General features: G+C 58.3%; 18 protein-coding genes, 1 tRNA gene and 2 pseudogenes. 7 read left to right on the top strand and 14 right to left on the bottom strand.

Annotation, left to right across the window (positions count from 1 at the left end):
• The first annotated feature begins 143 nt into the window (after nt 1-143).
• On the top strand, nt 144-695 hold the full coding sequence (locus AAIA72_RS11805; RefSeq protein ID WP_369600520.1) for a carboxymuconolactone decarboxylase family protein: 552 nt from the start codon (nt 144-146) through the stop codon (nt 693-695).
• 49 nt (nt 696-744) lie between these two features.
• On the opposite strand, the gene mnmE is transcribed toward AAIA72_RS11805, so the two are convergent.
• Genes mnmE through rpmH form a run of 5 tightly spaced genes read right to left on the bottom strand, consistent with a single transcriptional unit; the run spans nt 745 to nt 4,597 of the window.
• Nucleotides 745-2,121, bottom strand: a complete 1,377-nt coding sequence (gene mnmE / locus AAIA72_RS11810) for a tRNA uridine-5-carboxymethylaminomethyl(34) synthesis GTPase MnmE (protein WP_369600521.1) — start codon at nt 2,119-2,121, stop codon at nt 745-747.
• Nucleotides 2,118-3,812 carry a membrane protein insertase YidC gene (gene yidC, locus AAIA72_RS11815; protein WP_369600522.1) on the bottom strand — a complete coding sequence of 565 codons (1,695 nt, stop codon included), beginning with the start codon at nt 3,810-3,812 and terminating at the stop codon, nt 2,118-2,120. Before yidC ends, mnmE begins: the two co-directional genes overlap by 4 nt.
• Nucleotides 3,809-4,105, bottom strand: a complete 297-nt coding sequence (yidD, locus tag AAIA72_RS11820) for a membrane protein insertion efficiency factor YidD (protein WP_369600523.1) — start codon at nt 4,103-4,105, stop codon at nt 3,809-3,811. The genes yidC and yidD overlap by 4 nt, the downstream gene beginning before the upstream one ends.
• On the bottom strand, nt 4,083-4,454 hold the full coding sequence (gene rnpA / locus AAIA72_RS11825; protein WP_369600524.1) for a ribonuclease P protein component: 372 nt from the start codon (nt 4,452-4,454) through the stop codon (nt 4,083-4,085). The genes yidD and rnpA overlap by 23 nt, the downstream gene beginning before the upstream one ends.
• Nucleotides 4,455-4,462: 8 nt before the next feature.
• On the bottom strand, nt 4,463-4,597 hold the full coding sequence (gene rpmH / locus AAIA72_RS11830) for a 50S ribosomal protein L34 (protein WP_369600525.1): 135 nt from the start codon (nt 4,595-4,597) through the stop codon (nt 4,463-4,465).
• Nucleotides 4,598-5,195: 598 nt separating this feature from the next.
• Between rpmH and dnaA the strand changes: the two are divergent.
• The 5 genes and pseudogenes from dnaA (at nt 5,196) to gyrB (ending at nt 12,758) form a co-directional block, all read left to right on the top strand.
• Nucleotides 5,196-6,610, top strand: a pseudogene (gene dnaA / locus AAIA72_RS11835) (chromosomal replication initiator protein DnaA).
• 34 nt (nt 6,611-6,644) lie between these two features.
• Nucleotides 6,645-7,754, top strand: a complete 1,110-nt coding sequence (gene dnaN, locus AAIA72_RS11840; protein ID WP_369600526.1) for a DNA polymerase III subunit beta — start codon at nt 6,645-6,647, stop codon at nt 7,752-7,754.
• Between the two features lie 55 nt (nt 7,755-7,809).
• Nucleotides 7,810-9,093, top strand: a complete 1,284-nt coding sequence (locus tag AAIA72_RS11845) for an ABC1 kinase family protein (protein WP_369600527.1) — start codon at nt 7,810-7,812, stop codon at nt 9,091-9,093.
• A 117-nt stretch (nt 9,094-9,210) separates the two neighbouring features.
• Entirely contained in the window at nt 9,211-10,332 is a 1,122-nt protein-coding gene (recF, locus tag AAIA72_RS11850; protein WP_369600528.1) for a DNA replication/repair protein RecF, read from the top strand.
• Between the two features lie 14 nt (nt 10,333-10,346).
• Nucleotides 10,347-12,758 (top strand): DNA topoisomerase (ATP-hydrolyzing) subunit B, encoded by a 2,412-nt coding sequence (gene gyrB / locus AAIA72_RS11855; protein WP_369600529.1) that lies wholly within the window; start codon nt 10,347-10,349, stop codon nt 12,756-12,758.
• A gap of 369 nt (nt 12,759-13,127) precedes the next feature.
• Here the strand turns inward: gyrB and AAIA72_RS11860 are convergent.
• The 5 genes from AAIA72_RS11860 to glyQ all read right to left on the bottom strand — a co-directional run bounded on the left by AAIA72_RS11860 (nt 13,128) and on the right by glyQ (nt 17,628).
• Nucleotides 13,128-13,204 (bottom strand) — tRNA-Pro (locus tag AAIA72_RS11860).
• Nucleotides 13,205-13,248: 44 nt separating this feature from the next.
• Nucleotides 13,249-14,040 carry a lysophospholipid acyltransferase family protein gene (locus AAIA72_RS11865; RefSeq protein ID WP_369600530.1) on the bottom strand — a complete coding sequence of 264 codons (792 nt, stop codon included), beginning with the start codon at nt 14,038-14,040 and terminating at the stop codon, nt 13,249-13,251.
• A gap of 5 nt (nt 14,041-14,045) precedes the next feature.
• Entirely contained in the window at nt 14,046-14,606 is a 561-nt protein-coding gene (gene gmhB / locus AAIA72_RS11870; RefSeq protein WP_369600531.1) for a D-glycero-beta-D-manno-heptose 1,7-bisphosphate 7-phosphatase, read from the bottom strand.
• Entirely contained in the window at nt 14,603-16,678 is a 2,076-nt protein-coding gene (gene glyS, locus AAIA72_RS11875; protein WP_369600532.1) for a glycine--tRNA ligase subunit beta, read from the bottom strand. The genes gmhB and glyS overlap by 4 nt, the downstream gene beginning before the upstream one ends.
• A complete protein-coding gene (glyQ, locus tag AAIA72_RS11880) occupies nt 16,669-17,628 on the bottom strand; it encodes a glycine--tRNA ligase subunit alpha (protein WP_369600533.1) in 960 nt (319 codons plus the stop codon). The genes glyS and glyQ overlap by 10 nt, the downstream gene beginning before the upstream one ends.
• A 121-nt stretch (nt 17,629-17,749) precedes the next feature.
• Between glyQ and AAIA72_RS11885 the strand changes: the two genes are divergently transcribed.
• Nucleotides 17,750-18,646 (top strand): lysophospholipid acyltransferase family protein, encoded by an 897-nt coding sequence (locus AAIA72_RS11885; protein WP_369600534.1) that lies wholly within the window; start codon nt 17,750-17,752, stop codon nt 18,644-18,646.
• Between the two features lie 27 nt (nt 18,647-18,673).
• On the opposite strand, the gene AAIA72_RS11890 is transcribed toward AAIA72_RS11885, so the two are convergent.
• From AAIA72_RS11890 to rsmB, 4 genes and pseudogenes are all read right to left on the bottom strand, one after another.
• Nucleotides 18,674-20,233: a hypothetical protein gene (locus AAIA72_RS11890; protein ID WP_369600535.1), complete on the bottom strand. Its 1,560-nt coding sequence runs from the start codon at nt 20,231-20,233 to the stop codon at nt 18,674-18,676.
• Nucleotides 20,234-20,328: 95 nt separating this feature from the next.
• Nucleotides 20,329-21,782 (bottom strand): annotated as a pseudogene (locus AAIA72_RS11895) (TrkH family potassium uptake protein).
• A gap of 2 nt (nt 21,783-21,784) precedes the next feature.
• Nucleotides 21,785-23,173 (bottom strand): Trk system potassium transporter TrkA, encoded by a 1,389-nt coding sequence (gene trkA, locus AAIA72_RS11900; protein ID WP_369600536.1) that lies wholly within the window; start codon nt 23,171-23,173, stop codon nt 21,785-21,787.
• Nucleotides 23,170-24,513, bottom strand: coding sequence for a 16S rRNA (cytosine(967)-C(5))-methyltransferase RsmB (gene rsmB / locus AAIA72_RS11905; RefSeq protein WP_369600537.1), 1,344 nt, complete (start codon nt 24,511-24,513; stop codon nt 23,170-23,172). The genes trkA and rsmB overlap by 4 nt, the downstream gene beginning before the upstream one ends.

Raw genomic sequence — 24,513 nt, forward strand, 5'->3', positions numbered from 1 at the left:
CGGTTTCACTTCATTTGAACGTCTGTTCAATTTTCTCTTGAACGTTCGTTCAAGTCCAGCTAAAGTTGTCCGCACCTTGAACGAACGTTCAAGGCCTGACTGACCTGTAAATGCTGAATGCATCCCCGAAGGAGAATACGGACATGAAATTCACACTGCATACCCTCGACACGGCACCCGAGGCCTCACGCCCATTGCTGGAAAAATCACTCAGGGCATTTGGCAGAATTCCCGGCCTTCATGCCGTCATGGCGGAATCCCCACAGTTGCTCGAGGCCTATCAGAAGCTGAGCGAACTGTTTACCCAGACTTCCTTCAACGCCGAGGAAATCACGGTCGTCTGGATGGCCATCAATGTGGAAAATGAATGCCATTACTGCGTGCCGGCCCATACTGCGATTGCCCATGCCATGAAGGTGGATCCGGCGCTGATTGAAGCGTTGCGGAACGGGGAGCCGCTGGCCGATGAAAAACTTCAGGTGCTGCGTGACACGACGGTTGCCCTGGTGAGAAACCGCGGGCACCTCAGTGAGGACGAAATGGCCCGCTTCGAGCAGGCCGGTTACGGACCCCGTCAGCTTCTGGAAATCATCCTCGGCATTGCACACAAGACCATGAGCAACTACACCAACCACCTGGCCAACACGCCTGTGGATGAAGTGGTGAAGAAATATGCCTGGGAGAAGAAAGCCTGAACGGCTGAACTGTCAATAAAAGTCTAGAAGAAAGTAAGTAAACGCCTACTTACTTTCCGATGCAGAACGAAGAGAAGATCCGACCCAGCAGGTCATCTGCGGTGAAGGCACCGGTGATTTCGGACAACACCTGCTGGGCCAGACGCAGTTCCTCGGCCATCAGTTCCCCGGCATGCCAGGTTTCCAGCTGAATCCGTGCCTGTTTCAGGTGCTCGGATGCCCGGGCCAGTGCATCCAGATGCCGTGCCCGGGCAATGAAACTGCCTTCCGTGACCTGGCGGAATCCCATGACATCCGTCAGATGCGCTCTCAGGCTGTCGAGTCCGGCCCCTGTGGAGGCTGACAACCGCACCACCGGCGCCCTGCCCGCTTCTTCCGTCAGGCCAGGGGGCTCCCCGGTCAGATCCACCTTGTTGCGCACCACCGTGATGTGATCGTGGCGGGACAGGCGTTCATGAAACTCCGACCAGACGTCACGAGGGTCGGTCGCTGCCGTGGTCGTGGCGTCAACCAGAAACAGGATGCGATCGGCGCTTTCGATGGCCTGCCAGGCGCGTTCGATACCAATCTGCTCGACCCGGTCTTCGGTGGCTCTCAGGCCGGCCGTATCGATGACATGCAATGGCATGCCATCAATGTGAATGTGTTCCCTCAGAATATCCCGGGTAGTGCCTTCGATCTCGGTGACGATGGCCGTTTCACGGCCTGCCAGCGCGTTGAGGAGACTGGATTTGCCGGCATTGGGCCGACCGGCGATCACGACGGTCATGCCGTCCTTGAGGAGCTGGCCTTGCCGTGCCGTCTTGCGGACAGCCTCCAGTGCCGTCTCCACTGCATCCAGCCGCGCCTGTACCTGGCGATCAGCCAGAAAATCCACTTCTTCCTCGGGAAAATCGATGGCCGCTTCCACATACATGCGCAGCTCGATGAGCTGGTCGACAAGGCGGTGGATGGCGTCGGAGAACTGCCCCTGCAGGGAACGGACGGCACTGCGTGCTGCCTGTTCGGACTCCGCCTCGATGAGATCGGCAATGGCCTCCGCCTGCACCAGATCCAGCTTGTCATTGAGAAAGGCTCTTTCGGAAAACTCGCCCGGTCGGGCCAACCGTGCACCGCAAGCCAAAACCCGCTGCAACACAAGATTCAGGACCACGGGCCCGCCGTGACCCTGAAGTTCCAGCACATCCTCACCGGTGAAGCTGTTGGGGCCTTTGAAGAACAGGGCAATGCCCTCGTCCAGGGGAGACTGCTGTTCATCCAGAAAAGCGGTGAAGACCGCCTGGCGTGGCGGCGGACACCGGCCAAGAATCTGCCTGGCAATGTCCGCGGCTTGCGGCCCGGAAACCCGGACAATCCCCACCCCACCCCGGCCTGGCGGGGTGGCGATGGCGGCGATGGTATCGTCGGATTGAGCCTTCAGGTTCATTCAGAGGGGGCGCCGAGGCCTTCCTTCTCAATGGTCCGGGTGATCATCCACTGCTGGGCAATGGACAGGATGTTGTTGGTCAGCCAGTACAGCACCAGACCCGCCGGGAACCAGAGGAAGAATACCGTGAAGATCACCGGCATCAGGCGCATCATCTTGGCCTGCATGGGATCCGGCGGTGCCGGGTTCAGGGAAGTCTGAATGTACATGGATGCGCCCATGAGCAGCGGCAGGATGAAGTACGGATCCATGATGGACAGATCCTGAATCCAGCCGAAGAACGGTGCCTGGCGCAGTTCAACCGATTCCAGCAGTACCCAGTAGAGGGCGATGAAAACCGGCATCTGCACGAGAATGGGGAGACAACCGCCCAGCGGGTTGATCTTCTGCTTGCGGTACAGCTCCATCATGGCCTGGGACATCTTTTGGCGATCGTCCCCGTAAAGCTCGCGCAGGCGCTGCAGTTCGGGCGCCACCTTGCGCATGCGCGCCATGGACCGGTAGCTGGCGGCAGAGAGCTTGTAGAAAGCGGCCTTGACGAGTACGGTCAGCAAAATGATGGCCACACCCCAGTTGCCCACCAGTCCGTGAATGAACTTGAGCAACAGGAACAGCGGCTTGGAAATCCACCAGAGCCAGCCGTAATCGACGGTCAGGTCCAGATTCGGGGCCACTTTTTCGAGAATATCCAGAACCTTCGGACCGATGTACAGCTTGACCGGCAGCTCCACCTTTGCACCCGGCGCCACTTCCACGGCAGGATCCACAAAGCCGGTCAGATAGAGCTTCCTGCCGTTCTGCTGCTGCAGTTTGGCCTGATAGACATGCATGGCTTCCGTCTGCGGAATGATGGCCGCAGCAAAGTAATGCTGAATGAAAGCAATCCAGCCACTCTCATCCGTTTCCTTGACGGGCCCGTCTTCCAGGTCGGAAAGACTGACCTTTTCGTACGGATTTTTGGTCGTGGAGAAGACGGGGCCATGGAAAGATACCGCCCCCATGCCTGATGAACTGCCCGGATCGGGTGAATCATCCCTCACCAGCTTAGTGGCCAGATTGGCGGTGAAGGGCTTGTCGCTCTGGTTGCTGATCAGATAACGCACCTTCACTTCATAGCTGTTACGCGCCAGCGTGAAACGCTTGATCAACTGAATGCCGTTCTTCTCAAAGGTCAGATCAATATCCAGAATCTCTTCGCCATCCCGGAGTGTCCAGGTATTCTGACTGACCCGGTAATGAGGGGGTTGACCGAACTTGCGGTCATAAAACCCGTCCTTGCCCAGTAGAGCCACCTGAGCGAAGTAGGTTCTGCGATCGCTGGTTTCCAGCAGCGGGAACGGAGACTTGTCCTTGAGGGACACCGGGTACTTCAGCAGTTCGGCAGAACGGATCACTCCGCCGACCGGATCCAGCGTCAGACGCAATACATCCGTGGTGATGACAACCGGTGTCGCCGAAGCTTCAGCCAGTTGTGAAGACACCTCGGGCGAAGCGCCTGCTGTTTCGGGTGTGTCCAGTTCGCCATGGGGATTGGTGTTGGACGCGGTGCTGCTGAGTGCCGGGGTGGAAGACCCGGAGGAAGTCGCGGGCGCGTCTCCGAAATCACGGTTCCACTCCAGAACCATCAAATAGGCCACTGCCATCAGGGCAATGATGATTGCGGTACGTAACAGTTTCAGTGTTGAGCTCATGGATGATCAGATCTTTCGCTACAGTGACAGGATAGCGACGCCGGTGGAACCGGATCCACGCCGCCTTCAGACCAAGGGTGGCATCTTAACAGACGACGAACGGTAAGGACACTCCCACGCAATGCACCGTGAGTCCGGATGGCTTCCATACCGTAATGGGAACAGGTGGGCCAGAAACGGCACTGACGACCGATGAACGGACTGAGTGTCAGCTGATAAAGCCGGATCAGCCCGATCAGAATACGCGCCGGTAACGATGGCTTGTGATGATCAGCCTGCCCTGAATCGTTCATGTCGTTCCTTCAGCTTCCGGAAGGCCTTTTCAAGACGCACACGTAGTGAAGCGTTGTCCAGGTTCACGATTTCCCGGCGCGCGAGGCAGACAATGTCCAGACCAGGCAGCTCGTGACGATTCAGGCGAAAGTATTCCCGCACGTGACGCTTGAAACGATTGCGCTGAACTGCCTGACGTGCATTTTTCTTGGAAATGACAATGCCGATGCGTGGATGACCGAGTTCATTCGGCCTGGCCAGGAGAAGCAATTCGGGAAGGGGAACCTTGACGACGGGATCGTCAAAGACAAAACGATAATCCCCGGGGCGCAGCAATCGCACCTGCCGGGGAAAATCGTAGTGTTCCACGTCTGGAATCAGACGCAGAGGCGCTTGCGGCCCTTCGCACGACGGCGAGCCAGCACCTGACGGCCGTTCTTGGTTGCCATGCGTGCACGGAAACCGTGCGTGCGCTTGCGCTTCAGAACGCTGGGTTGAAATGTACGTTTCATGACTGAGTACTCACACAGGTTAAACACGTGTCCAAATTTGGGACGGCAATTCTAGGGGATCGGCAAACAAATATCAAATAAATCTTTTTCTTTTTGAAAGATAGTGATGGTTATGATGATTAGGGCGGGTCATTTCTGTGGATAAGCAGGCAAAATCACGAAAAAACAGTTGGTTGCGATCTGTACAAAGGTGTTGGAAAGGTGGTTGCAATGCACCCTGGGACGGGGGGTGAACCTGTGTACAAGTCGGTCAGTTGTGCACAGGACAAACTGTTCAGTTCTCGTGCCCAGGGTTTCAACAGTGCTTGTCGCGGGTTGTGCACAGGGGGCTGTGGAAAAATATTTTTACCTGTCCGATTTGTTAACAAGGGTGTGGACAAACTGTTAATTCACTGATTTTTAAGGAGTGAAATATCCACAGGCTGCGAAATACCGGGGAAAACCCCACTGGAAGCGGCGGGCCGGAAAGGCTAGAATCGGGCACATTGGATGAACCATTGCGCCATTGCTCATGATGGCATCAGCATTCGTATGTGACGCTCCGGGCACTGACCTGGAACGGGGCGTCCTGCACGTTTGAAACAGGAGGCCTCCTCGCGTGGCAGAAAGTGTGTGGCAGCAATGCCTGAGCATATTGCAGGAAGAACTGCCCCCCAGCAATTCAATACCTGGATTCGCCCTCTGCAGGCGCAGGAGGCGGATGGGGCGATCCTGCTCTACGCACCCAACCGGTTCGTGATGGACTGGGTCAATGAAAAATACGTGTCGCGTATTGAAGAGTTGCTGGCACAGATTGCGTCGGCGCCGGTATCACTGCAGGTGCGTATCGGCAGTGTGAAAAAAACCGCTGCGGCTGCGGTCGCTGCCAGCCGAAAGGTTGTGCAAAGCCGCAACACCAGCACGGTAGTGGCGGAGGGGGAATACTCCGGCGAAGGTCCGGAGAGCTCGGCCAGCGACCGCCGGCAACCGGAAGTGGAAGGTGCCATCCGCCACGAAAGTGCGCTCAATGCCAACTTTACCTTCAGTACCTTTGTGGAAGGCAAGTCCAACCAACTGGCCCGTGCTGCGGCCATGCAGGTGGCGGACAATCCCGGTGGCGCGTACAACCCCCTCTTTCTTTATGGGGGCGTCGGTTTGGGCAAGACCCACCTCATGCATGCGGTGGGCAACGAGATCAAGCGCCGCAATCCGCAGGCCAAGGTGGTCTATCTTCATTCGGAACGCTTTGTGGCGGACATGGTGAAAGCCTTGCAGCTTAACGCCATCAATGAGTTCAAGAGATTTTACCGGTCAGTTGACGCGTTATTGATTGACGACATCCAGTTCTTTGCGGGCAAGGAGCGTTCACAGGAGGAATTCTTCCATACCTTCAACGCCTTGCTGGAGGGCGGCCAGCAGATGATCCTGACCTGCGACCGCTATCCGAAGGAAATTGATCAGATGGAGGAGCGCCTGAAGTCACGTTTCGGCTGGGGGCTGACGGTCATGGTCGAGCCGCCCGAGCTGGAAACGCGGGTGGCCATCCTGATGAAAAAGGCCGAGCAGTCCAACGTGCAGCTCAGCTCCGAATCTGCTTTTTTCATCGCCCAGAAAATCCGCTCCAATGTGCGTGAACTGGAAGGTGCGCTCAAACTGGTCATTGCCAATGCCCAGTTTACCGGCCAGGAGATCACACCGCCGTTCATCAAGGAGTGTCTCAAGGATCTGCTGGCCTTGCATGAGAAGCAGGTCAGCATCGACAACATCCAGAGAACGGTTGCGGAGTATTACAAGCTCAAGGTGGCGGACCTGCTTTCCAAGCGCCGTACGCGCTCCATCACCCGGCCGCGACAGATTGCCATGGCATTGGCCAAGGAACTGACACAGCACAGTTTGCCAGAAATCGGTGAGGCCTTTGGTGGCCGGGACCATACCACTGTGCTGCATGCCTGCAAGGTGGTTGCGGACCTGCGCGAGAAGGACCCGACGATCCGTGACGATTACCAGGCTTTCCTGCGAACATTGACAAGCTGATGTAACGCCCGAGACAAGAAAAAAGGTGACAGACATGAAATTCACGATTCAGCGCGAACTGCTGCTGACCCCGCTGCAACTGATTTCCGGCGTGGTGGAAAAACGCAATACCATGCCCGTGCTGGCCAATGTTCTGATGGAAACGCTGGAAGACGGGTTGCGGATTACCGGTACCAATATGGAAGTTGAACTGGTCGCGCAGGTCAGTCAGGTGAGCGTGGAACAGGGGGGCCGGGTGACCGTCCCTGCGCGCAAGCTCAGCGACATTTGCCGTACATTGACCGAGGGCAGTCAGGTGCGGTTCGAGCTGAAGGATGGCCGCATGCATATTCAGGCCGGACATGCCAGCTTCACGCTCTCTACCCTTCCCGCAGATGCCTTTCCCAATGTGGAGGACGAGCCGGAAAGCATTTCCGTCACCCTGCCCCAGGGCACGCTGAAGCGGCTGATCGATCGGACAGCCTACGCGATGGCGCAGCAGGATGTCCGTTATTACCTCAACGGCATGCTGTTCGAATTTGGTGGTCAGGTTCTGACCACTGTTGCCACCGATGGTCACCGCCTGGCATTGGCGCGTGAACCTCTCTCCGGAGGCGATGTACCTGCCCGGCAGTGCATCGTACCCCGCAAGGGTGTTCTGGAAATGGCGCGTCTGCTGTCCGACAGCGATGGCCCCTGCACGCTGACACTCGGCGATCATCATATCCGGCTGTCCGTCGATGGCTATGTCTTCACCTCAAAGCTGATCGACGGCAAGTTTCCGGACTACAATCGCGTGATACCGCGCAACGGAGACAAGGTCGTCCGGGCGGACCGCGGTGCTCTCAAGCACGTGCTCGCCAGCGCCAGTATTCTGTGCCATGAAAGCATTCGCGGGGTCAGGCTCTATCTCGAGCCGGGTGTCATGAAAGTCTATGCCAACAACCCCGAGCAGGAAGAGGCCGAAGATCGCATCGAGGTGGAATACGAAGGCGAACCTTTGCAGATCGGTTTTAACGTGGGCTATCTCATTGATGCGATTTCAGCACTGCCGGATGACACGGTCACGCTGACATTGTCCAATCCCAACAGCAGTGCGCTTATCGAAGGGGCTCAGTCCGGACGGGATGATGTGCTGTATGTGGTGATGCCCATGCGGCTCTGATCCGGCGATACACAAACTGAACAGACAGGTTCACAAGGAGAGCAGAAAAATGGGAATGAACTGGCCAACCGCATTGGGCGATGCCGCAAAAGGGCTTTTTCGTATCGGACAGACCGGAGCGGTGGTGGCCCGTCAGGGGATACGCTGGCTGCAGGGCGACCGTCCGCCTGCACCCAGACTGCTGAGGGAAACCTTCGAGGCGCTGGGTTCTACCTACATCAAGCTGGGCCAGTTCATTGCCAGCTCGCCGACCTTTTTCCCTCCGGAATACGTTGAAGAATTTCAGAAGTGTCTGGATCAGACACCGCCTCTGCCCTTTCACGTGATCCGACAGATCCTGCTCGAAGATCTTGGCCGTCCGCTCGATGAAGTGTATGCATGGATCGATACCACACCGTTGGCCTCCGCATCCATTGCTCAGGTTCATGCCGCGAGACTGGTGACTGGTGAAGATGTGGTAATCAAGGTTCAGAAGCCCGGGGTACGTACCGTACTGCTGACCGATCTGAACATGCTGTGGCTCATGGCGCGTGTGCTGGAGAAACTGGCACCGAAATTGTCCTGGGCTTCTCTTTCCGACATTGTTGAAGAAATTCAGCAAACCATGATGGAAGAGTGCGATTTCTATCAGGAGGCCCGCAACCTGAAAACATTCCGCGAGTTTCTGGATCGTCAGGGGATTACCGAGGCCACGGTACCCAAGGTCTATGAACAGGCCAGCACCCTGCGTGTACTGACCATGGAGCGTTTTTATGGCGTTCCGCTGACCGACCTCAATAGCATCCGGAAGGTTTGCAAGGATCCGGAACGCACGCTGATTACAGCCATGAACACCTGGTTTGCCAGCCTGACGCAGTGTGACTTCTTCCATGCCGATGTGCATGCGGGTAATCTGATGGTACTGGAGGATGGTCGTGTGGGATTCATCGACTTTGGCATTGTCGGCCGGATTCCGAAAGGGGCATGGGAGTCCATGTCCGACTTCATTACTGCAGTGTCCATGGGTGACGCCCATGGCATGGCCAGGGCCATGGTCGGTATCGGGGTCACCAAGCGTCAGGTGGATGTGGACAAGCTGGCTGCAGACATCCGGGGAATTTACAGCAAGCTTGACGAGATGGTCCCTGACACCGCCATTCTCTATGACGCGCGCGAAACGGAGGATGACATCAACAGCCTGATCATGGATCTGATTCGCCTGGGTGAGCAGCACGGACTGCATTTCCCAAGGGAATTTGCCTTGCTCCTGAAACAGTTCCTCTATTTTGACCGCTATGTCCATATCCTCGCTCCTGAAATGGACATGTTCATGGATGAACGGTTGATGCGTCTGCAATAAACAGCCGATGTTCCTTTTCATCAAAAGTGGTTTTGGAAGTTCAGAACGGATAAGGGGAGTGCGAATGTGTACTCCCCTTTTTCATGCACGCCGTGTTGTCGGGAATCGGGAAAGTCTGTGTATCTGGTACGACTGAAAACGGAAGGTTTCCGAAATCTGGGTTCTGCTGAAATCCGACCCGCGCGCATCAATTTCGTGATCGGAAACAATGGTGCGGGAAAGACTTCTCTGCTTGAGGCGATTTACCTCCTTAACCGGGGCAGGTCATTCAGGACTTCCCAACTGGACATCTGTATCCGGCTCGGAGAGGACAGGTGTCATGTATTCGGGGAATTCAGGGATGGAAAACGGCAGTCTCGTGTCGGTATGGAACGTTACCGCCAGAAGGATACTCAATGGCGCATGGATGGCAGGACTCCTGGTTCAGTCGCCGAGCTGGCGCAACTGGTGCCGTTGATGCTGATCACGCCTGAAACATTGTCTTTGGTCAGTGGCACTCCCCAACTTAGAAGGCAGTTCATGGATGCGGGGATGTTCCACGTGGAACATCACGTATGGTCGGTATGGCGGCGGTGGCGTCTGGCATTGCAGAACCGGAATAGTTTGCTGAAAAGTGGTAGAATAGACAGCCGGCAATTATCGGCGTGGACTGATGTGCTCGTCGAAACTTCCGAAGCACTGACTACCAGCAGGTCAGCTTTTGTGAAGCAACTGGATAATGCCCTGAAGGAAGACGAGAGCCTGACCGAATCACTGGGCCAGATCGAGTTGAATTACCAGTCCGGATGGCCCAGGGAACTCTCCTACCGCATGGCGCTGGAGCAATGTCTTGAGCGAGATCTGGATCAGGGATACACATCGGTGGGTCCCCACAAGGCCGACCTGATGATTCGGGTGAATGGCGAGTATCTCGGGGCCAGACGCTTTCTGTCCAGAGGACAACAGAAAATGGTAGCGGTGGCGCTTGAGTTGGCCAGATTGAGAGTGGTGCGCAGGGTTTCGGGACAGTCCGGAATCGTCCTGGTTGATGATGTGGCAGCGGAATTGGATTATCCGAATCAGAAGCGTTTGCTCGGTGGTCTGCTGGACAGTGGTGCGCAGCTGTTTATTACGGCGCTGACCGATATGCTGCCCGATACACTCAAGGCAGGAATGAATCCGGATATGGGTTCCGATCAATGGAAGATGTTCCACGTGGAACATGGGCAATTGCGAGAGCCCAGTAACAAAATTGACTGACGAAAGGTTTACACATGTCGAATAACTACGATTCATCAAGTATCAAGGTACTGAAAGGCCTGGATGCAGTCCGAAAAAGACCCGGCATGTACATTGGTGATACCGATGATGGTACCGGGCTGCATCACATGGTGTTCGAAGTCGTCGATAACTCCATTGATGAAGCGTTGGCTGGCTATTGCAAGGAGATTCACATCGCTATCCATACCGATGAATCCATCACGGTATCGGATGATGGGCGGGGAATCCCGGTCGATATCCATGAAGAAATGGGGGTGTCGGCAGCAGAGGTCATCATGACACAGCTACATGCTGGCGGAAAATTTGATGACAACACCTACAAGGTTTCGGGTGGACTGCATGGTGTGGGGGTTTCCGTGGTAAACGCCCTGTCCAGCGACCTGCGCCTCACAGTGTATCGCGATGGCAAGATCCACGAGCAGATGTACCATGATGGTGTGCCCGAAGGCCCCCTGAAAGTGGTGGGTGAGACTGAACGCACCGGAACAACGGTATGGTTCAAGCCGTCACCTGCTACCTTTACGAATATTGAATTCCACTATGACATCCTGGCGAAACGTCTGCGGGAACTCGCCTTTCTGAACAGCGGCGTTCGGATTCATCTGAAGGATGAGCGAACCGGCAAGGAAGATACCTTCGAGTACGAAGGTGGCTTGCGGGCCTTCGTTGAACATCTCAACAAGAACAAGACGGCCATCAACAAGGTCTTCCATTTCATCAAGGAACGGGAGGATGGCATCACCGTTGAAGTGGCCATGCAGTGGAATGACGGTTTTCAGGAAAACATCTATTGCTTCACCAACAACATCCCTCAGAGAGATGGTGGTACGCACCTGGCCGGTTTCCGCAGTGCACTGACACGGTGTCTGAACAACTACATTGACCAGGAAAATCTGGGCAAGAAAGCCAAGGTCGCCACGTCCGGTGACGATGCCCGTGAAGGACTGACGGCCATCGTGTCCGTCAAGGTGCCGGATCCCAAGTTCTCCTCCCAGACCAAGGACAAGCTGGTGTCTTCCGAAGTGAAGACAGCGGTCGAGCAGGAGATGGGTAACTACTTCAAGGATTATCTGCAGGAAAATCCGCAGGACGCCAAGACCGTCGTCAACAAGATGATTGATGCGGCCAGGGCGCGGGAAGCGGCACGCAAGGCGCGTGAAATGACCCGGCGCAAGGGCGCTCTGGATATTGCTGGTCTGCCTGGCAAGCTGGCTGATTGTCAGGAGAAAGATCCTGCACTCTCCGAATTGTTCATTGTGGAGGGTGACTCGGCCGGTGGTTCCGCCAAGCAGGGACGTGACCGCAAGACCCAGGCCATCCTGCCCCTCAAGGGCAAGATCCTGAACGTGGAAAAGGCGCGCTTCGACAAGATGTTGTCATCCGCGGAAGTGGGAACCCTGATCACCGCTCTGGGGTGTGGTATCGGCCGCGAAGAATTCAATATCGAGAAGCTTCGCTACCATCGGATCATTATCATGACTGACGCTGATGTGGACGGTTCCCATATCCGGACGCTGCTGCTGACCTTCTTCTTCCGCCAGATGCGCGAAGTCATTGAGAACGGCCATGTCTATATTGCCATGCCGCCCCTGTACAAAGTGAAAAAAGGCAAGCAGGAGCAATACCTGAAAGATGAGAAGGCCCTGCAGGCTTACCTGACACAAGCCGCGCTGGAAGGTGCACAGCTTTACGTCAATCCGGAAGCCCCGCCTCTGTCGGGCACTGCACTGGAATCTCTGGTCAATGAGTTCCGCATGGTGGAGGGCGTCATTGAGAAGATGTCACGACTGTATCCGGTACGCATCCTCAAGTCCATGATCTACGTCCCCACCCTCTCAACGGAGGACCTCAAGGACGAAGGCAAGGTACGTGCCTGGGCTGACCAGCTCAACGAAATGCTCGGGTTTGATATCCACACCGGTGAGCAGTATCGGGTTGACGTGGAGTTCGACCGGGAGCGGAATCAGTACCAGCCTGTGGTTCAGCACAGACTCCATGGGATTACGCACCAGACTACGCTGAGCCACGACTTTTTCAGTTCGGGGCAGTACCGTGCGATACGCGAATTGGGTGAAAAGATCACCGATCTGATGGAACCGGGTGCCTATGTGCAGCGCGGCGAGCGCAAGCAGGTTGTGACCAGCTTCGAACAGGCTCTGGACTGGCTGATGAAGGAAGCTCAGCGTGGCCAGAACATTCAGCGCTACAAGGGATTGGGTGAAATGAACCCGGAGCAGCTGTGGGAGACGACCATGGATCCGACCACACGGCGCATGATGCAGGTGACCATTGAGGATGCCATTGCGGCGGATGAGATCTTCGCCACGCTGATGGGTGACGATGTGGAGCCACGGCGGGAGTTTATCCAGACCAATGCGCTGGCGGTAACCAACCTGGACGTCTGAGGACCCGGAGGGCCAACTTCTACCCTTCTTTAGATCGGGTTCTGTCGGGACCGTGTCGAATCTCTCGGCACGGTCTTTTTTTCGCCTTGTCAGAGGCAAGTTTTTGCGTCAATTGAGTGCTCTGACACCTCGGTCAATCAGCCTGACTAAGCTCAAGTCCCCGACACAGAAAGGCTCATGCTCTGGGGCTAATGCCCTTGGCTGCCAACGAAAAGATGGGTTGGATGGCAATCAAACAAGACGGGATCAGAATGATGCCCAGGAAAGGCAAAATCTGTGAGACATCAGAGTGAAATCCGCTAAGCACGCGAAACCGAATGCCAGACGTGCTGCTGTACCGAAAGAGAAGTGCTTTGAGAGGGGGGTAAATGGTCGGCGTGAGAGGATTCGAACCTCCGACCCCTTCGTCCCGAACGAAGTGCGCTACCAAGCTGCGCTACACGCCGACTCTCAAATGAGGCGCATAAAATACAAGGGATTGCGCCAAAAATCAAGCGATAGTTTTATCGAAAACCGGTTCGCTACGCCATGAATCTTCTTGCAATCTTGCCGTGGTCTCCAGTACCCAGCGCTCGGCGATCCGCGTGAGACTGTCCTCGTCCTGCCCTTCCGGTGAGATGGGTTGTCCAATGACCATGCGGATGGTACCGGGATACTTGATGAGGCGGCCATTGGGCCAGTAGTCCCCGGCATTGTGAGCGATCGGTACCAGGGGTTTTCCGGCAGCAATGGCCAGTCGTGCGCCCCCTTTTGTGAAGGGCTTGTACTGCCCCGGATCCACGCGCGTACCTTCCGGGAAGATCATCAGCGAGATACCAGCTTTAAGACGTTCGGTGCCCTGCGCCATCAGCTGAGCCATGGCTTTCTTGCGGTCACTACGGTCAATGGCGATGGGATTGACCAGCGTGAAGGCCCAGCCGAAGAAAGGAACGTTGAGCAGTTCCTGCTTGATGACCTGTGTCTGAGGCTGGATCAGTGTCTGAATGAAAAAGGTTTCCCAGGTGCTCTCGTGCTTGCTGTACAGGATGCTGCCAGGCCGGATGTTTTCGGCACCCTGCACCTCGTAGCGGATGCCGCAGCACAACCTGAGCAGCACCATGACGGCACGACACCAGAGCGCAATGATGATCCTTGAACGTTGTTCGAAGTTGAGGAAAGGACCGTAGACCAGCGCTGCACTGGACCAGAAAATGGTGAACGGAACCAGAAGCGTGTAGAACAGGGTGCTGCGCGCTATGAGCCATCCGTTATAGATGACCGAATCCTGTTGCGGTGCGTGCATGACTTTCAGTCTCCTTCTTTCAGCAATGCATTGACCACGGCGGCCAGATCATTATACACCGGCACGTGCCCAAGACCCGCCTCCGCGAGCTTTGTTTCACTCTTGCGGCCCTTCCCCGTTCGGACCAGCGCCAGTGAACAGCCCCGTGCCCGGCCGGCCTCAAGATCGCGGATACTATCACCCACCAGAAGCGCCTGAGCGGGCCTCAGACCGGTTTTCTCGGCCAACCGATCAATGAGCCCGGGCAGCGGCTTGCGGCAGTCACAGCCGTCCTCCGGGCCGTGCGGGCACCATGCGATGGCGTCAATCCGGCCGCCAGCTGCCTCGACAAGGCCCACCAGTTTCCGGTGCATCGCCTCCAGCGCGGACGCGTCGAAGTAGCCGCGGGCCAGACCGCTCTGATTGGTGGCCACCGTCACCGGCAAGCCGGCCCGGCTGAGACGCGCGATGGCCTCGATACTTCCGGGCAACGGAATCCATTCATCGGGACTGCGGACATAATTGTCCGAGTCCCGGTTGATGACACCGTCGCGGTCCAGAATGACCCAGCGTATGCTCTCTGTCATTTGGCTGCCTGCAGATGCGCGATGTCCGCCGTCCAGGTCAGCAGTTTGTGCAGACGGCCCAGCAGCGCGATACGGTTGGCCCGCAGATCCGGCTCTTCCGCCATGACCATGACTTCATCAAAGAACCGGTCCACAGGTGCCCGGAGACGGGCCAGTGCCGCCATGGCTTCGCCGTAACGGCCTTCGGTCAGCAATGGCGAGACTTCCTGCTCCACCTGATCCAGGGCCTCTGCGAGGGCTTTCTCGGCCTCATCTGTCAGTTTGACGGGATCAAAGGCTGGCAGGTCACCTTCTGCCTGTTTGGCCAGGATATTGCCCACCCGTTTGCTCGCCGCTGCCAGCGCTTCCGCCTCTTCGCGGGCCAGGAAGGCTGCCACGGCCAGAACGCGACGATCGAAATCCAGCGGCGCCGTGGGCCGCTTGGCCATGACCGCCTGCACAACGGGAGTGGGAATCCCCTGCTCTTCATAAATGCCGAAGAGGCGTTCTAGGGTATAGTTCACGGCGTCTTCCACCGCATTGGCATTGGGCAGGTTGCCGTGCAGGGAGGCCGCTTCACGGTAGAGATCTTGCAGATCCACCGGCAGTGCGTTTTCAATGATGATGCGCAGGATACCCAGTGCTGCCCGGCGCAGACCAAAGGGATCGCGTGTGCCCGTGGGGGGCTGGTTGATACCGAAGATGCCCACCAGGGTATCGATCTTGTCGGCCAGCGCAACGGCCTGGCTGACGCCGTTGGCGGGCACGGCATCCCCGGCAAAACGGGGCTGGTAGTGCTCCCGGATCGCGGACGCAACAGCCTCGGGGTAGCCTTCATGGCGGGCATAGTAGCCGCCCATGATGCCCTGAAGTTCGGGGAATTCCAGCACCATCTCGGTCGCGAGGTCGGCCTTGGCCAGTCGTGCCGCCAATGCGGCCTGTTCCGGGTCGCTGCCGATCAGCGCGGCTATGTGGCCGGCCAGACGGGACATGCGCTCCGCCTTGTCATACAGCGTACCCAGATCCTTCTGGAAGACAATGGAACGCAGACTTTCCAGCCGTTCGGTCAGGGGAACCTTGCGGTCGGTCTGGAAGAAGAAGCGTGCATCGGACAGCCGCGGACGGATCACCCGCTCGTTGCCTTCCACGACCTGACGCGGATCCCGGCTTTCAATGTTGGCGATGGTAATGAAGTGCGGCAGCATGCGGCCCTGATCATCCACAACATGGAAATACTTCTGATTCTCTTTCATGGTGGAAATCAGCGCTTCCTGAGGGACTTCAAGGAAGGTCTCCTCGAAATTCCCCAGCAGGGCAACAGGCCATTCGTTGAGTGCCGTCACTTCATCCAGCAGGGCATCATCAATCACGGCCTGACCACCGGTCTGGCGGGCGATATCGGTGACCTGCTGGCGAATGCGTTCACGACGGGCTTCAAAATCGGCCAGGACATAGCCGCTTTCAGCCAGTTTGTCCGGATAATCGGCCGGTGATGTGAGCGACAGGGCCTGAGGGGCGTGATAGCGGTGTCCCCGGGTTTCCCGACCGGCCTCCAGGCCCAGTATTGTGCCGGGCACCACCTCTTCACCAAGCAGCATCACGAGCCAGTGCACGGGGCGGACAAATTCCACACGGCGGGCACCCCAGCGCATGCGCTTGGGAATGGGCAGCGCATCCAGAGCCTGACTGACAATCTCCGGCAACAGTTCGGCTGTGGGCTTGCCTGATTCTGTGGTGCGGTAGCCGACCCGGGCACCCTTGTCGGTTTCGACAGTGATGAGCTGATCGGGCGTGGTACCACAGGAGCGGGCAAAGCCTTCACAGGCCTTCGTGGGTGTACCGTCTTCCTGCCAGGCGGCGGCCACGGCAGGCCCCAGGCGCTCGATGACCTGATCCGGCTGACGAACCGCCAGGCTGCTGACCTTGACCGCCAACCGTCGCGGCGCGGCAAAATGTCTGACCTGCCCCATGTCGAGACGGGCCTGGCGCAGGCCGTTTTCAATCCCCTCTGCAAATGCGCGGGCAAGGGACAGGAGTGCCTTCGGAGGCAGTTCTTCTGTTCCGAGTTCGACCAGAAAATCGGCTACCTGCATGATGCGTTCTCCTCATTCGCTTGCATGACTTCACGGCGCAGCGCCTCGGGGGCCAGCGGAAAGCCCAGTTTCAGACGACTGTCAAAGTAGGCCTGGGCAACGGCCCGTGCCAGCGTTCTCACCCGCAGGATAAAACGCTGACGCTCGGTCACGGAGATGGCGTGGCGGGCATCCAGCAGGTTGAACGTGTGGGATGCCTTGAGCACCATCTCGTAGGCCGGCAGGGGCAATCCCTTCTCCATCAGTCGTTGTGAATCGGCCTCGCACTGGTCGAACAGGCGGAACAGGAAGTCGGTGTCGGCCTCCTCGAAGTTGTAGCGGGACATTTCCACCTCGTTTTGATGGAAGACGTCGCCGTAGGTGACATCGCCATCCGGTCCGTGGGTCCAGACCAGGTCATACACCGAGTCCACACCCTGCAGGTACATGGCGATCCGCTCCAGACCGTAGGTGATTTCACCGGTCACCGGATAACACTCGAGGCCGCCCACCTGCTGGAAATAGGTGAACTGGGTGACTTCCATGCCGTTGAGCCAGACCTCCCAGCCAAGACCCCAGGCCCCCAGTGTGGGTGATTCCCAGTTGTCCTCGACAAACCGGATGTCATGAACCAGCGGGTCAATCCCCAGGGCACGCAGGGAGTCCAGGTAGAGATCCTGGATATTGTCCGGCGAGGGCTTCAGCACGACCTGGAACTGGTAGTAGTGCTGCAGACGGTTGGGGTTTTCGCCATAACGGCCATCGGTGGGACGCCGGCTGGGCTGCACGTAGGCAGCACGCCAGAACTCGGGACCAATGGCTCGCAGGAAGGTGGCCGGGTGAAAGGTTCCTGCACCCACCTCCATGTCCAGCGGCTGCAGGACGACGCAGCCCTGCTCCGCCCAGTATTGTTGCAACGCCAGGATCAGGCCCTGGAACGTCTTGATATCGGGTTGTTTCGCTTGACTCACGGCCTCACCACTTTTGTTAAAAACCAGAATGCCCTGTAGAATAAAACGCCTGATTATACCCCGCGAATCAACCCAATGCAGCCGCGACAGCGGCAGGTGACGTGAATCGGTGAACAAAACCATGACCCAGCCCGTCTCCCCGCTCCCCTTGCGCCTGTTCAGGTGGCTGGGCCGCCGTCGTTTGAGCACGCTCAGGCGTCTGGGTCGCTGGATCGGGACGATGCTCCTTGTCAGTGGCAGCGGCCCGGCACGGGTCACACGTATCAACATCGGCTTGTGCTTTCCTGAACTCACGGATCCGGAGCAGCGGGCGCTGGTCCGGGCATCCCTGGTGGAAACCGTGCGGACGGGACTGGAAATGGCCTGGTCATGGGAGCAGCCGGTGGACAAGGTGCTGAGCCATATCGAGACGGTGGAGGACACCCAGGCACTGACGGCGGACGAGCGGGGATTGATTGTGCTGGCACCTCACCTGGGCAACTGGGAAGTACTGGGGCTCTGGCTCGGCCAGACACAGCCACGCATGGCCAGCCTCTATGCCCCGCCCCATCAGACCTGGCTGGAACCCTACATGCGCGCCGCCCGGGAACGCTCGGGTGCCACGCTTCACCCCACCGATCGTCGTGGCGTCATGCAGCTGACGCGCTGCCTGCGCGAGGGGGGCACGGTGGGTATTCTGCCGGATCAGGAGCCGGATTTCAGTGCCGGACAGTTTGCACCCTTCTTCGGCATTGCGGCCAATACCATGACGCTGGCCGCCAAGCTGGCCCGGCGTACCGGTGCGCGGGCGGTGGTTGCGGCAGCCCTGAGAACACCGGGCGGGTTCCGTATCGTTTCCGAGCCGGTGCCGGAAGCCTTCTACGCGGACGACCTGCCCACCGCACTGACTGCCATGAACACGGCCATCGAGAGCCTGGTGCGCAAAGCCCCGGCCCAGTATCAGTGGGAATACAAGCGTTTCAAGCGCCGGCCGGAGAAGGGCTTGCCCCATTTCTATGATCGCAACCGGCTGACCTGAGCCGCCGGTTGCTCGTGGCATTGCGATTTATCTGAAACGAATGCTGTCACCGGATGCGGGATCGACGCTGACACTGGTGCCTTTGAGCGAGTTACCGGAAGAGAGATTCAGGCTGTAGACCGAGTCGAGCGTTGAGACACCGGACTTGGCATGAATGAGCATCAGTGTCCAGGTCTTGTTGGCCGCATCCACATCCAGCACGTCCGAATCTTCCACCAGTTGTCCGTATTGGGCGTATTCAGCCAAGCTGACGGGTTCCACCCAGCTCAGGATACGTTTGACGGGTCTGTTGTCGCCCTGATCGTAACGGTAGTAGCGCAGCAACCGGGTTTCCCGCCCGTCTTCCGTATACACAGGCATGCGTACCCAGCGGGCGTTGTTCAGAGTCGTGGTGACTGACTGCGTCGCTTCACTCCAGACAAAACCGGTGTAATCGGTGCCGTCATGAGTGCTGTAGAACAGGTAGCCATCCACTGCGACCACATCGCCCTTGAGGTTGCCGGCCACGGACACGACGCTTCCATCCGTGCGGTTGACGGCAATCAGGGTATCACTGCCACCGTGCTGGCCCTGAATGTAGAACCAGGCATTGCTGTACGCCGCCAGAGATTCCGGAGTATCCAGAGCACCGGATAAATCAGCCACCAGGGAATTGACGGTTTCGTCTTCCGCAATGGTCACTACGGAATGTCCGTCAACCGCCACCAGCAGTGTATTGGCATCTCCCGTCATTGCGGGTACCGGTTCAACGAAAGCGGGCGTCTGGCTGAAGCGGTGCACCAGCGTGGACGTTCCCGTCCCTTCTGTCATCAGCGTCACGGGAACCCGGTATACGTCGGGCCCCCGGCGGATCCAGAAATCGCCGTCACCACGCTGCCAGGCATCCATTACACCGCTTGTGGTGCTCAACGTCGCTTTTTCGTTGCCGGCACTGTCGTAAAGGCGAATACCGGTATCCACAGCCTCCGCAAAGCCGGTCAGACTGCCATCGGACGCATTCAGGGCCAGCCCTTCCAGGCGATGCCGGTAGCTGCCTGCCGGGGCATCCGTGGGCGCGGCATCGGCCGGGGTTTCATACCAGGTATCGTCTGCGGTCCCGCATATGGCGTCCGTCCCCGCGGCCTGAACCACCAGTGTCAGGGAGGACAGGCCCACGCCGTTCTGGAAGCTGTTGATCTTGCCCGGACAGAGCTTGGTGTTCAGCGAGGAAATCTGGGTTGGCGTTTCGTCGGCAGGGTCCAGCCGGAAGAGGCGACCACCATCTTCCATGAATGCCCAGGCTGTGGTGTAGCGGGATTCGCCCAGAAACACCTCCGGGCGGTAGAACTGGGCCTGATCACTGATGTTCACTCGCGTCACGGTGGTGGAGCCCACGGCCAGCCGGTAAATGCTGTTGACCCCGCTGGTCCGGGATTTCAGATAGTAGGTGTATTCGATGGCCGGAAAATCCGCCACATTCAGCACGACCTGGGGTTTGGGTTCGGGCTTGACCGCCTTGGGCGGTTCCGGTGGCGGGCCATCATTGCTGCAGCCCGTCAGCGCGGCAATGAGTGTTGCGCAAGCCAGTTTCCGAATGTGCGTGACCATGAATCCTTCCGCTGTGTGACCGTATGTATCCGTACTTTACCGGAAGGTTGCGCGGGATTTTTTGAACCATTGCGCCGTTTTGAACAAAAACCGGCTTACCGGCGCCAAAATGCCGGGGTGAACAGGACCAGCAGGGTGAAGACTTCCAGCCGCCCGAGAATCATGGCGAAACTCAGCACCCACTTGGCCAGATCCGGCAGGTTGCCGTAGTGCAGCGCCACGTCGCCCAGGCCCGGGCCCAGATTGTTCAGGGTGGCCGCCACCGCCGACCAGGCGGTGATCTGATCCAGTCCCAGCGCCAGCAGGATGACCAGCATCAGCGTGAACATGAACATGTAGACGGAGAAGAACCCCCATACGGCTTCGAGCACCCGCTCGGAGACGATGCGCCGGCCCAGCTTGACCTGAATCACCGCATTGGGGTGGATCAGGCGGATCAGCTCCCGCGTGCCTTGCTTGTAGATGAGCAGGATACGGATGACTTTCATGCCCCCGCCGGTGGATCCGGCACAGCCTCCGGCAAATGACAGCACCAGCAGCAGGAAGGGCAGCGCCAGCGGCCAGCCGGAGAAGTCCGCCGTTCCGAATCCGGTGGTCGTGGCGATGGAGACCACTTCAAACAGTCCCCGACGCACGGCTTCCAAGGGGGCATAGGTTTCCGTGGCAATCAGAAAGCCGATGGTGATCACGCTGGCACCTGCCAGCAGCGCGGCGTAGAAACGGAATTCGGCATCGCGCAGGTAGAAACCGGGATTGAAGGCCTTGGGTCGCCAAGCCATGAAATGTAGGGCGAAGTTGATGCCGGAAATGAACATGAAGATGATGGCAATCATCTCGATCAGCGGGCTGTTGAAGTAGCCGATGGAGGCATCGTGGGTGGAAAAACCCCGATGGCGACCGTGGCAAAGCTGTGCGAAATCGCATCGAAGGCGTCCATGCCGGCCAGATAATAGGCCAGGGCACAGGCCACCGTCAGACCCAGATAGATATACCACAGGGCCTGGGCGGTCTCGGTGATGCGGGGTGTCAGCTTGGTGTCCTTCACCGGGCCGGGCGCTTCGGCACGATAGAGCTGCATGCCTCCGATACCGAGCATGGGCAGAATGGCGACCGCCAGAACGATGATACCCATGCCACCCAGCCACTGCAGTTGCTGGCGGTACCAGAGAATGGACTTGGGCAGGGCGTCAATACCGGTGATGACCGTGGCGCCCGTGGTGGTCAGCCCCGAAACGGATTCGAAGATGGCATCGGCCACACTCAGGTGAGGATTTTCGCTGAGCATGAGGGGCACTGCCCCGCTGATACCCAGCGTCAGCCAGAACAGGGACGTGATGATGAACCCGTCGCGCACACGCAATTCCTGATGTGCCTTGCTGAAAGGGGCCCAGACGAGGGTTCCGGTCACCAGCAGCAGGATGAAGGCGGATATGAAGGGCTGCATGTGCCCGTCGTTGTACAGGGCGGACACGATGATGGGCGGGATCATGGTGAAGCTGAACACCATGATCAGCAGGCCCAGTATGCGTGCGACAGTAGAAAAGTGCATCGTCAGAAGAAGCCCAGGCCCACGGCAAACAGGCGTTCCACCTGTGCCACCTGCGACTTGTCCACCACGAACACGATGACATGATCATCCGGCTGGATCCGCAGGTGATCATGGGCGATCAGCACTTCGCCGGGCCGCACGATGGCTCCGATGGTGGCGCCCGGTGGCAGATCCACCTCGTCCAGGCGCTTGCCGATGACCCTGGAGGTCTTGTGATCGCCCTTGGCGACCACTTCGATGGCCTCGGCGGCACCCTTGCGCAGGGAGTGTACGTTGACAATTTCGCCGTGGCGCACGTAGGTCAGCAGGCTGCCGATGGTGATCTGTTGGGGGGAAATGGCGATATCGATGTCACCGCCCTGAATCAGATCCACGTAGTCCGGGTTGTTGATCAGCGCCATGACCTTGCGCGTGCCCAGATGCTTGGCCAGCATGGCCGCCATGATGTTGGCCTCGTCGTCGTTGGTCACCGCACAGAACACGTCCGTTGCCTCAATGTTTTCTTCCTTGAGGATGTCCTTGTCCGCCACATTTCCGTGCAGCACGATGGTGCGGGTCAGGGCTTCGGTCAGTTCGTGGCAGCGTTGCAGATTGCGGTCGATGATCTTGACGTTGTAACGCTGCTCCAGAGCCTTGGCCAGACGCAGCCCGATGTTGCCGCCGCCGGCTATGATGATGCGTTTGTTGGGCTGTTCCTTGGGGGAGAGTTCGGTCATCACCGTGCGGATGTGGTTGGCCGCGGCGATGAAAAACACTTCGTCGCCTTCCTGAATGACCGTGTCCCCGGTAGGAATGATGGCCCCTTCCCGTCCCCGTTCACGGCGGTAGATGGCAGCCACCCGCGTGTCGATGTGGGGCAGATGCTCGCGCAGGTGACGGATGGCCTTGCCGACCAGCAGACCGCCGGCCTTGGCCCGGATTGCCACAAGACGGACTTTCCCGTCAGCGAAGTCGAGCACCTGCAGGGCGCCGGGATACTCGATCAGCCGGGTGATGTAATCGGTCACCACGTCTTCGGGACTGATGATGACATTGATGGGAAAGCCCTTTTCTCCCTCAAAAAGCTCCGGACGGCTGATGTAGTCGGCAGCACGAATCCGGCTGATCAGGGTGGGGATGTTGAACATGCGCTTGGCGATGGTGCAGGCGACCATGTTCACCTCATCACTGTTGGTCACGGCGATCAGCAGTTCCGTATCCTCGGCACCGGCCTGACGCATGATGGCGGGATGGGAGGCCTTGCCCTGCACGGTCCGGATATCAATGCGGTCCTGCAGGTGGCGCAGACGATCCATGTTGCTGTCCACGACGGTGATGTCATTGCGCTCATTGGCCAGATGATAGGCCAGCGTGCCACCCACCTGTCCGGCACCCAAAATGAGGATTTTCATGTTTCAGCCCTGTGTGCGTCTTTTTCAAGCAAAGCGTAGTAGAAACCGTCGTGACCGTTGAGTTCCGGCAATAGCTGTCGGCCCCAGGCAGAGGCCACGCCGGACGCGACATCCGGCACCCTGACCCGTGCCCGGCTGCGCTGGCAGAACGCCTCGATCACCCGATCGTTTTCATCATGCAGCACCGAACAGGTGGCGTAGAGTAACCGGCCACCGGGTTTCAGCAACGGCCAGAGCGTGTCCAGCAACCGGCCCTGCAGCGTAGCCAGCGCCCGGATGTCATCGGCCCGTCTCAGGAAGCGGATATCCGGATGCCGGCGCATCACGCCGGTAGCGCTGCACGGCGCATCCAGCAGGATGGCATCGAAATGGCGGCCATCCCACCAGCTTTCGGGGGTTGCCGCATCGGCAGTCACCACCTGGGCATGGACGTGGCAACGGTTCAGATAGTCACATGTGCGTTCGTGGCGGGCCGCATCCACATCCAGACTCAGCAGCTCAATATCCCGGCAGGCTTCGAGTAGTGCAACCGTCTTGCCTCCGGGGGCGGCACAGGCATCCAGAATGCGCTCGCCGGCCTGCGGGTGCAGCAATTCCGCGGCCAGTTGGGCCGCTTCATCCTGAACACTGACCCAGCCCGCCTCAAAGCCGGGCAGCTCGTCCACGCCCACCGGTTGTTCCAGCTGAATGCCCTGGGGGCTCAGTGCCGTGGCGTGAGCATGGATGCCCGCTTCCCTGAGTGTCTCGAGATAGTCATCGCGTGTGATGAAGTGGCGGTTGACCCGCAGTGTCATCGGTGCGGGGGTTGCCAGATCCGCTGCGATGGCCTGCCAGCGTTCCGGGTAGTCCTTCTGCAGGTGAGTGAGCAACCACTCCGGTACCTCGTGCTGGCACCGGGAATCATTGCGCAGCTGATCTTGCACCGATTCCCGGTTGCGCTGGATTTCCCGAAGGACCGCGTTGACCAGGCTGCTGGCCCAGTTCTTCTTCAGATTGCGGGTGGCCTTGACCGCCTCATTCACGACGGCGTAGTCGGGAATGGCCTGAAACAGCAACTGAAAGACAGAAACCCGCAACAGAATTTCAATGTCCCGGTCCTTGGGTTTGAAAGGCTTTTCGATACAGGTCTCCAGTGCAACGGTCAGGGCATTGTGGTGGCGCAGTACGCCGTAGGTCAGGGCCTGAAAGAGACTGCGATCGGCGTCCTTGACGCGGGGGCGCATGTCACGCATGACCTCTGCCAGCGACCGGCCTTTCTCCAGTACGGCCTGAAGAGCTTCCACGGCCGCCAGGCGGGCAGTCAGGACATGGGCGGTGCGGGTCTTGTTCTTTTTGGGCAT

The sequence above is a fragment of the Thermohahella caldifontis genome (assembly GCF_041153465.1).
Taxonomy (GTDB): domain Bacteria; phylum Pseudomonadota; class Gammaproteobacteria; order Pseudomonadales; family Oleiphilaceae; genus Thermohahella; species Thermohahella caldifontis.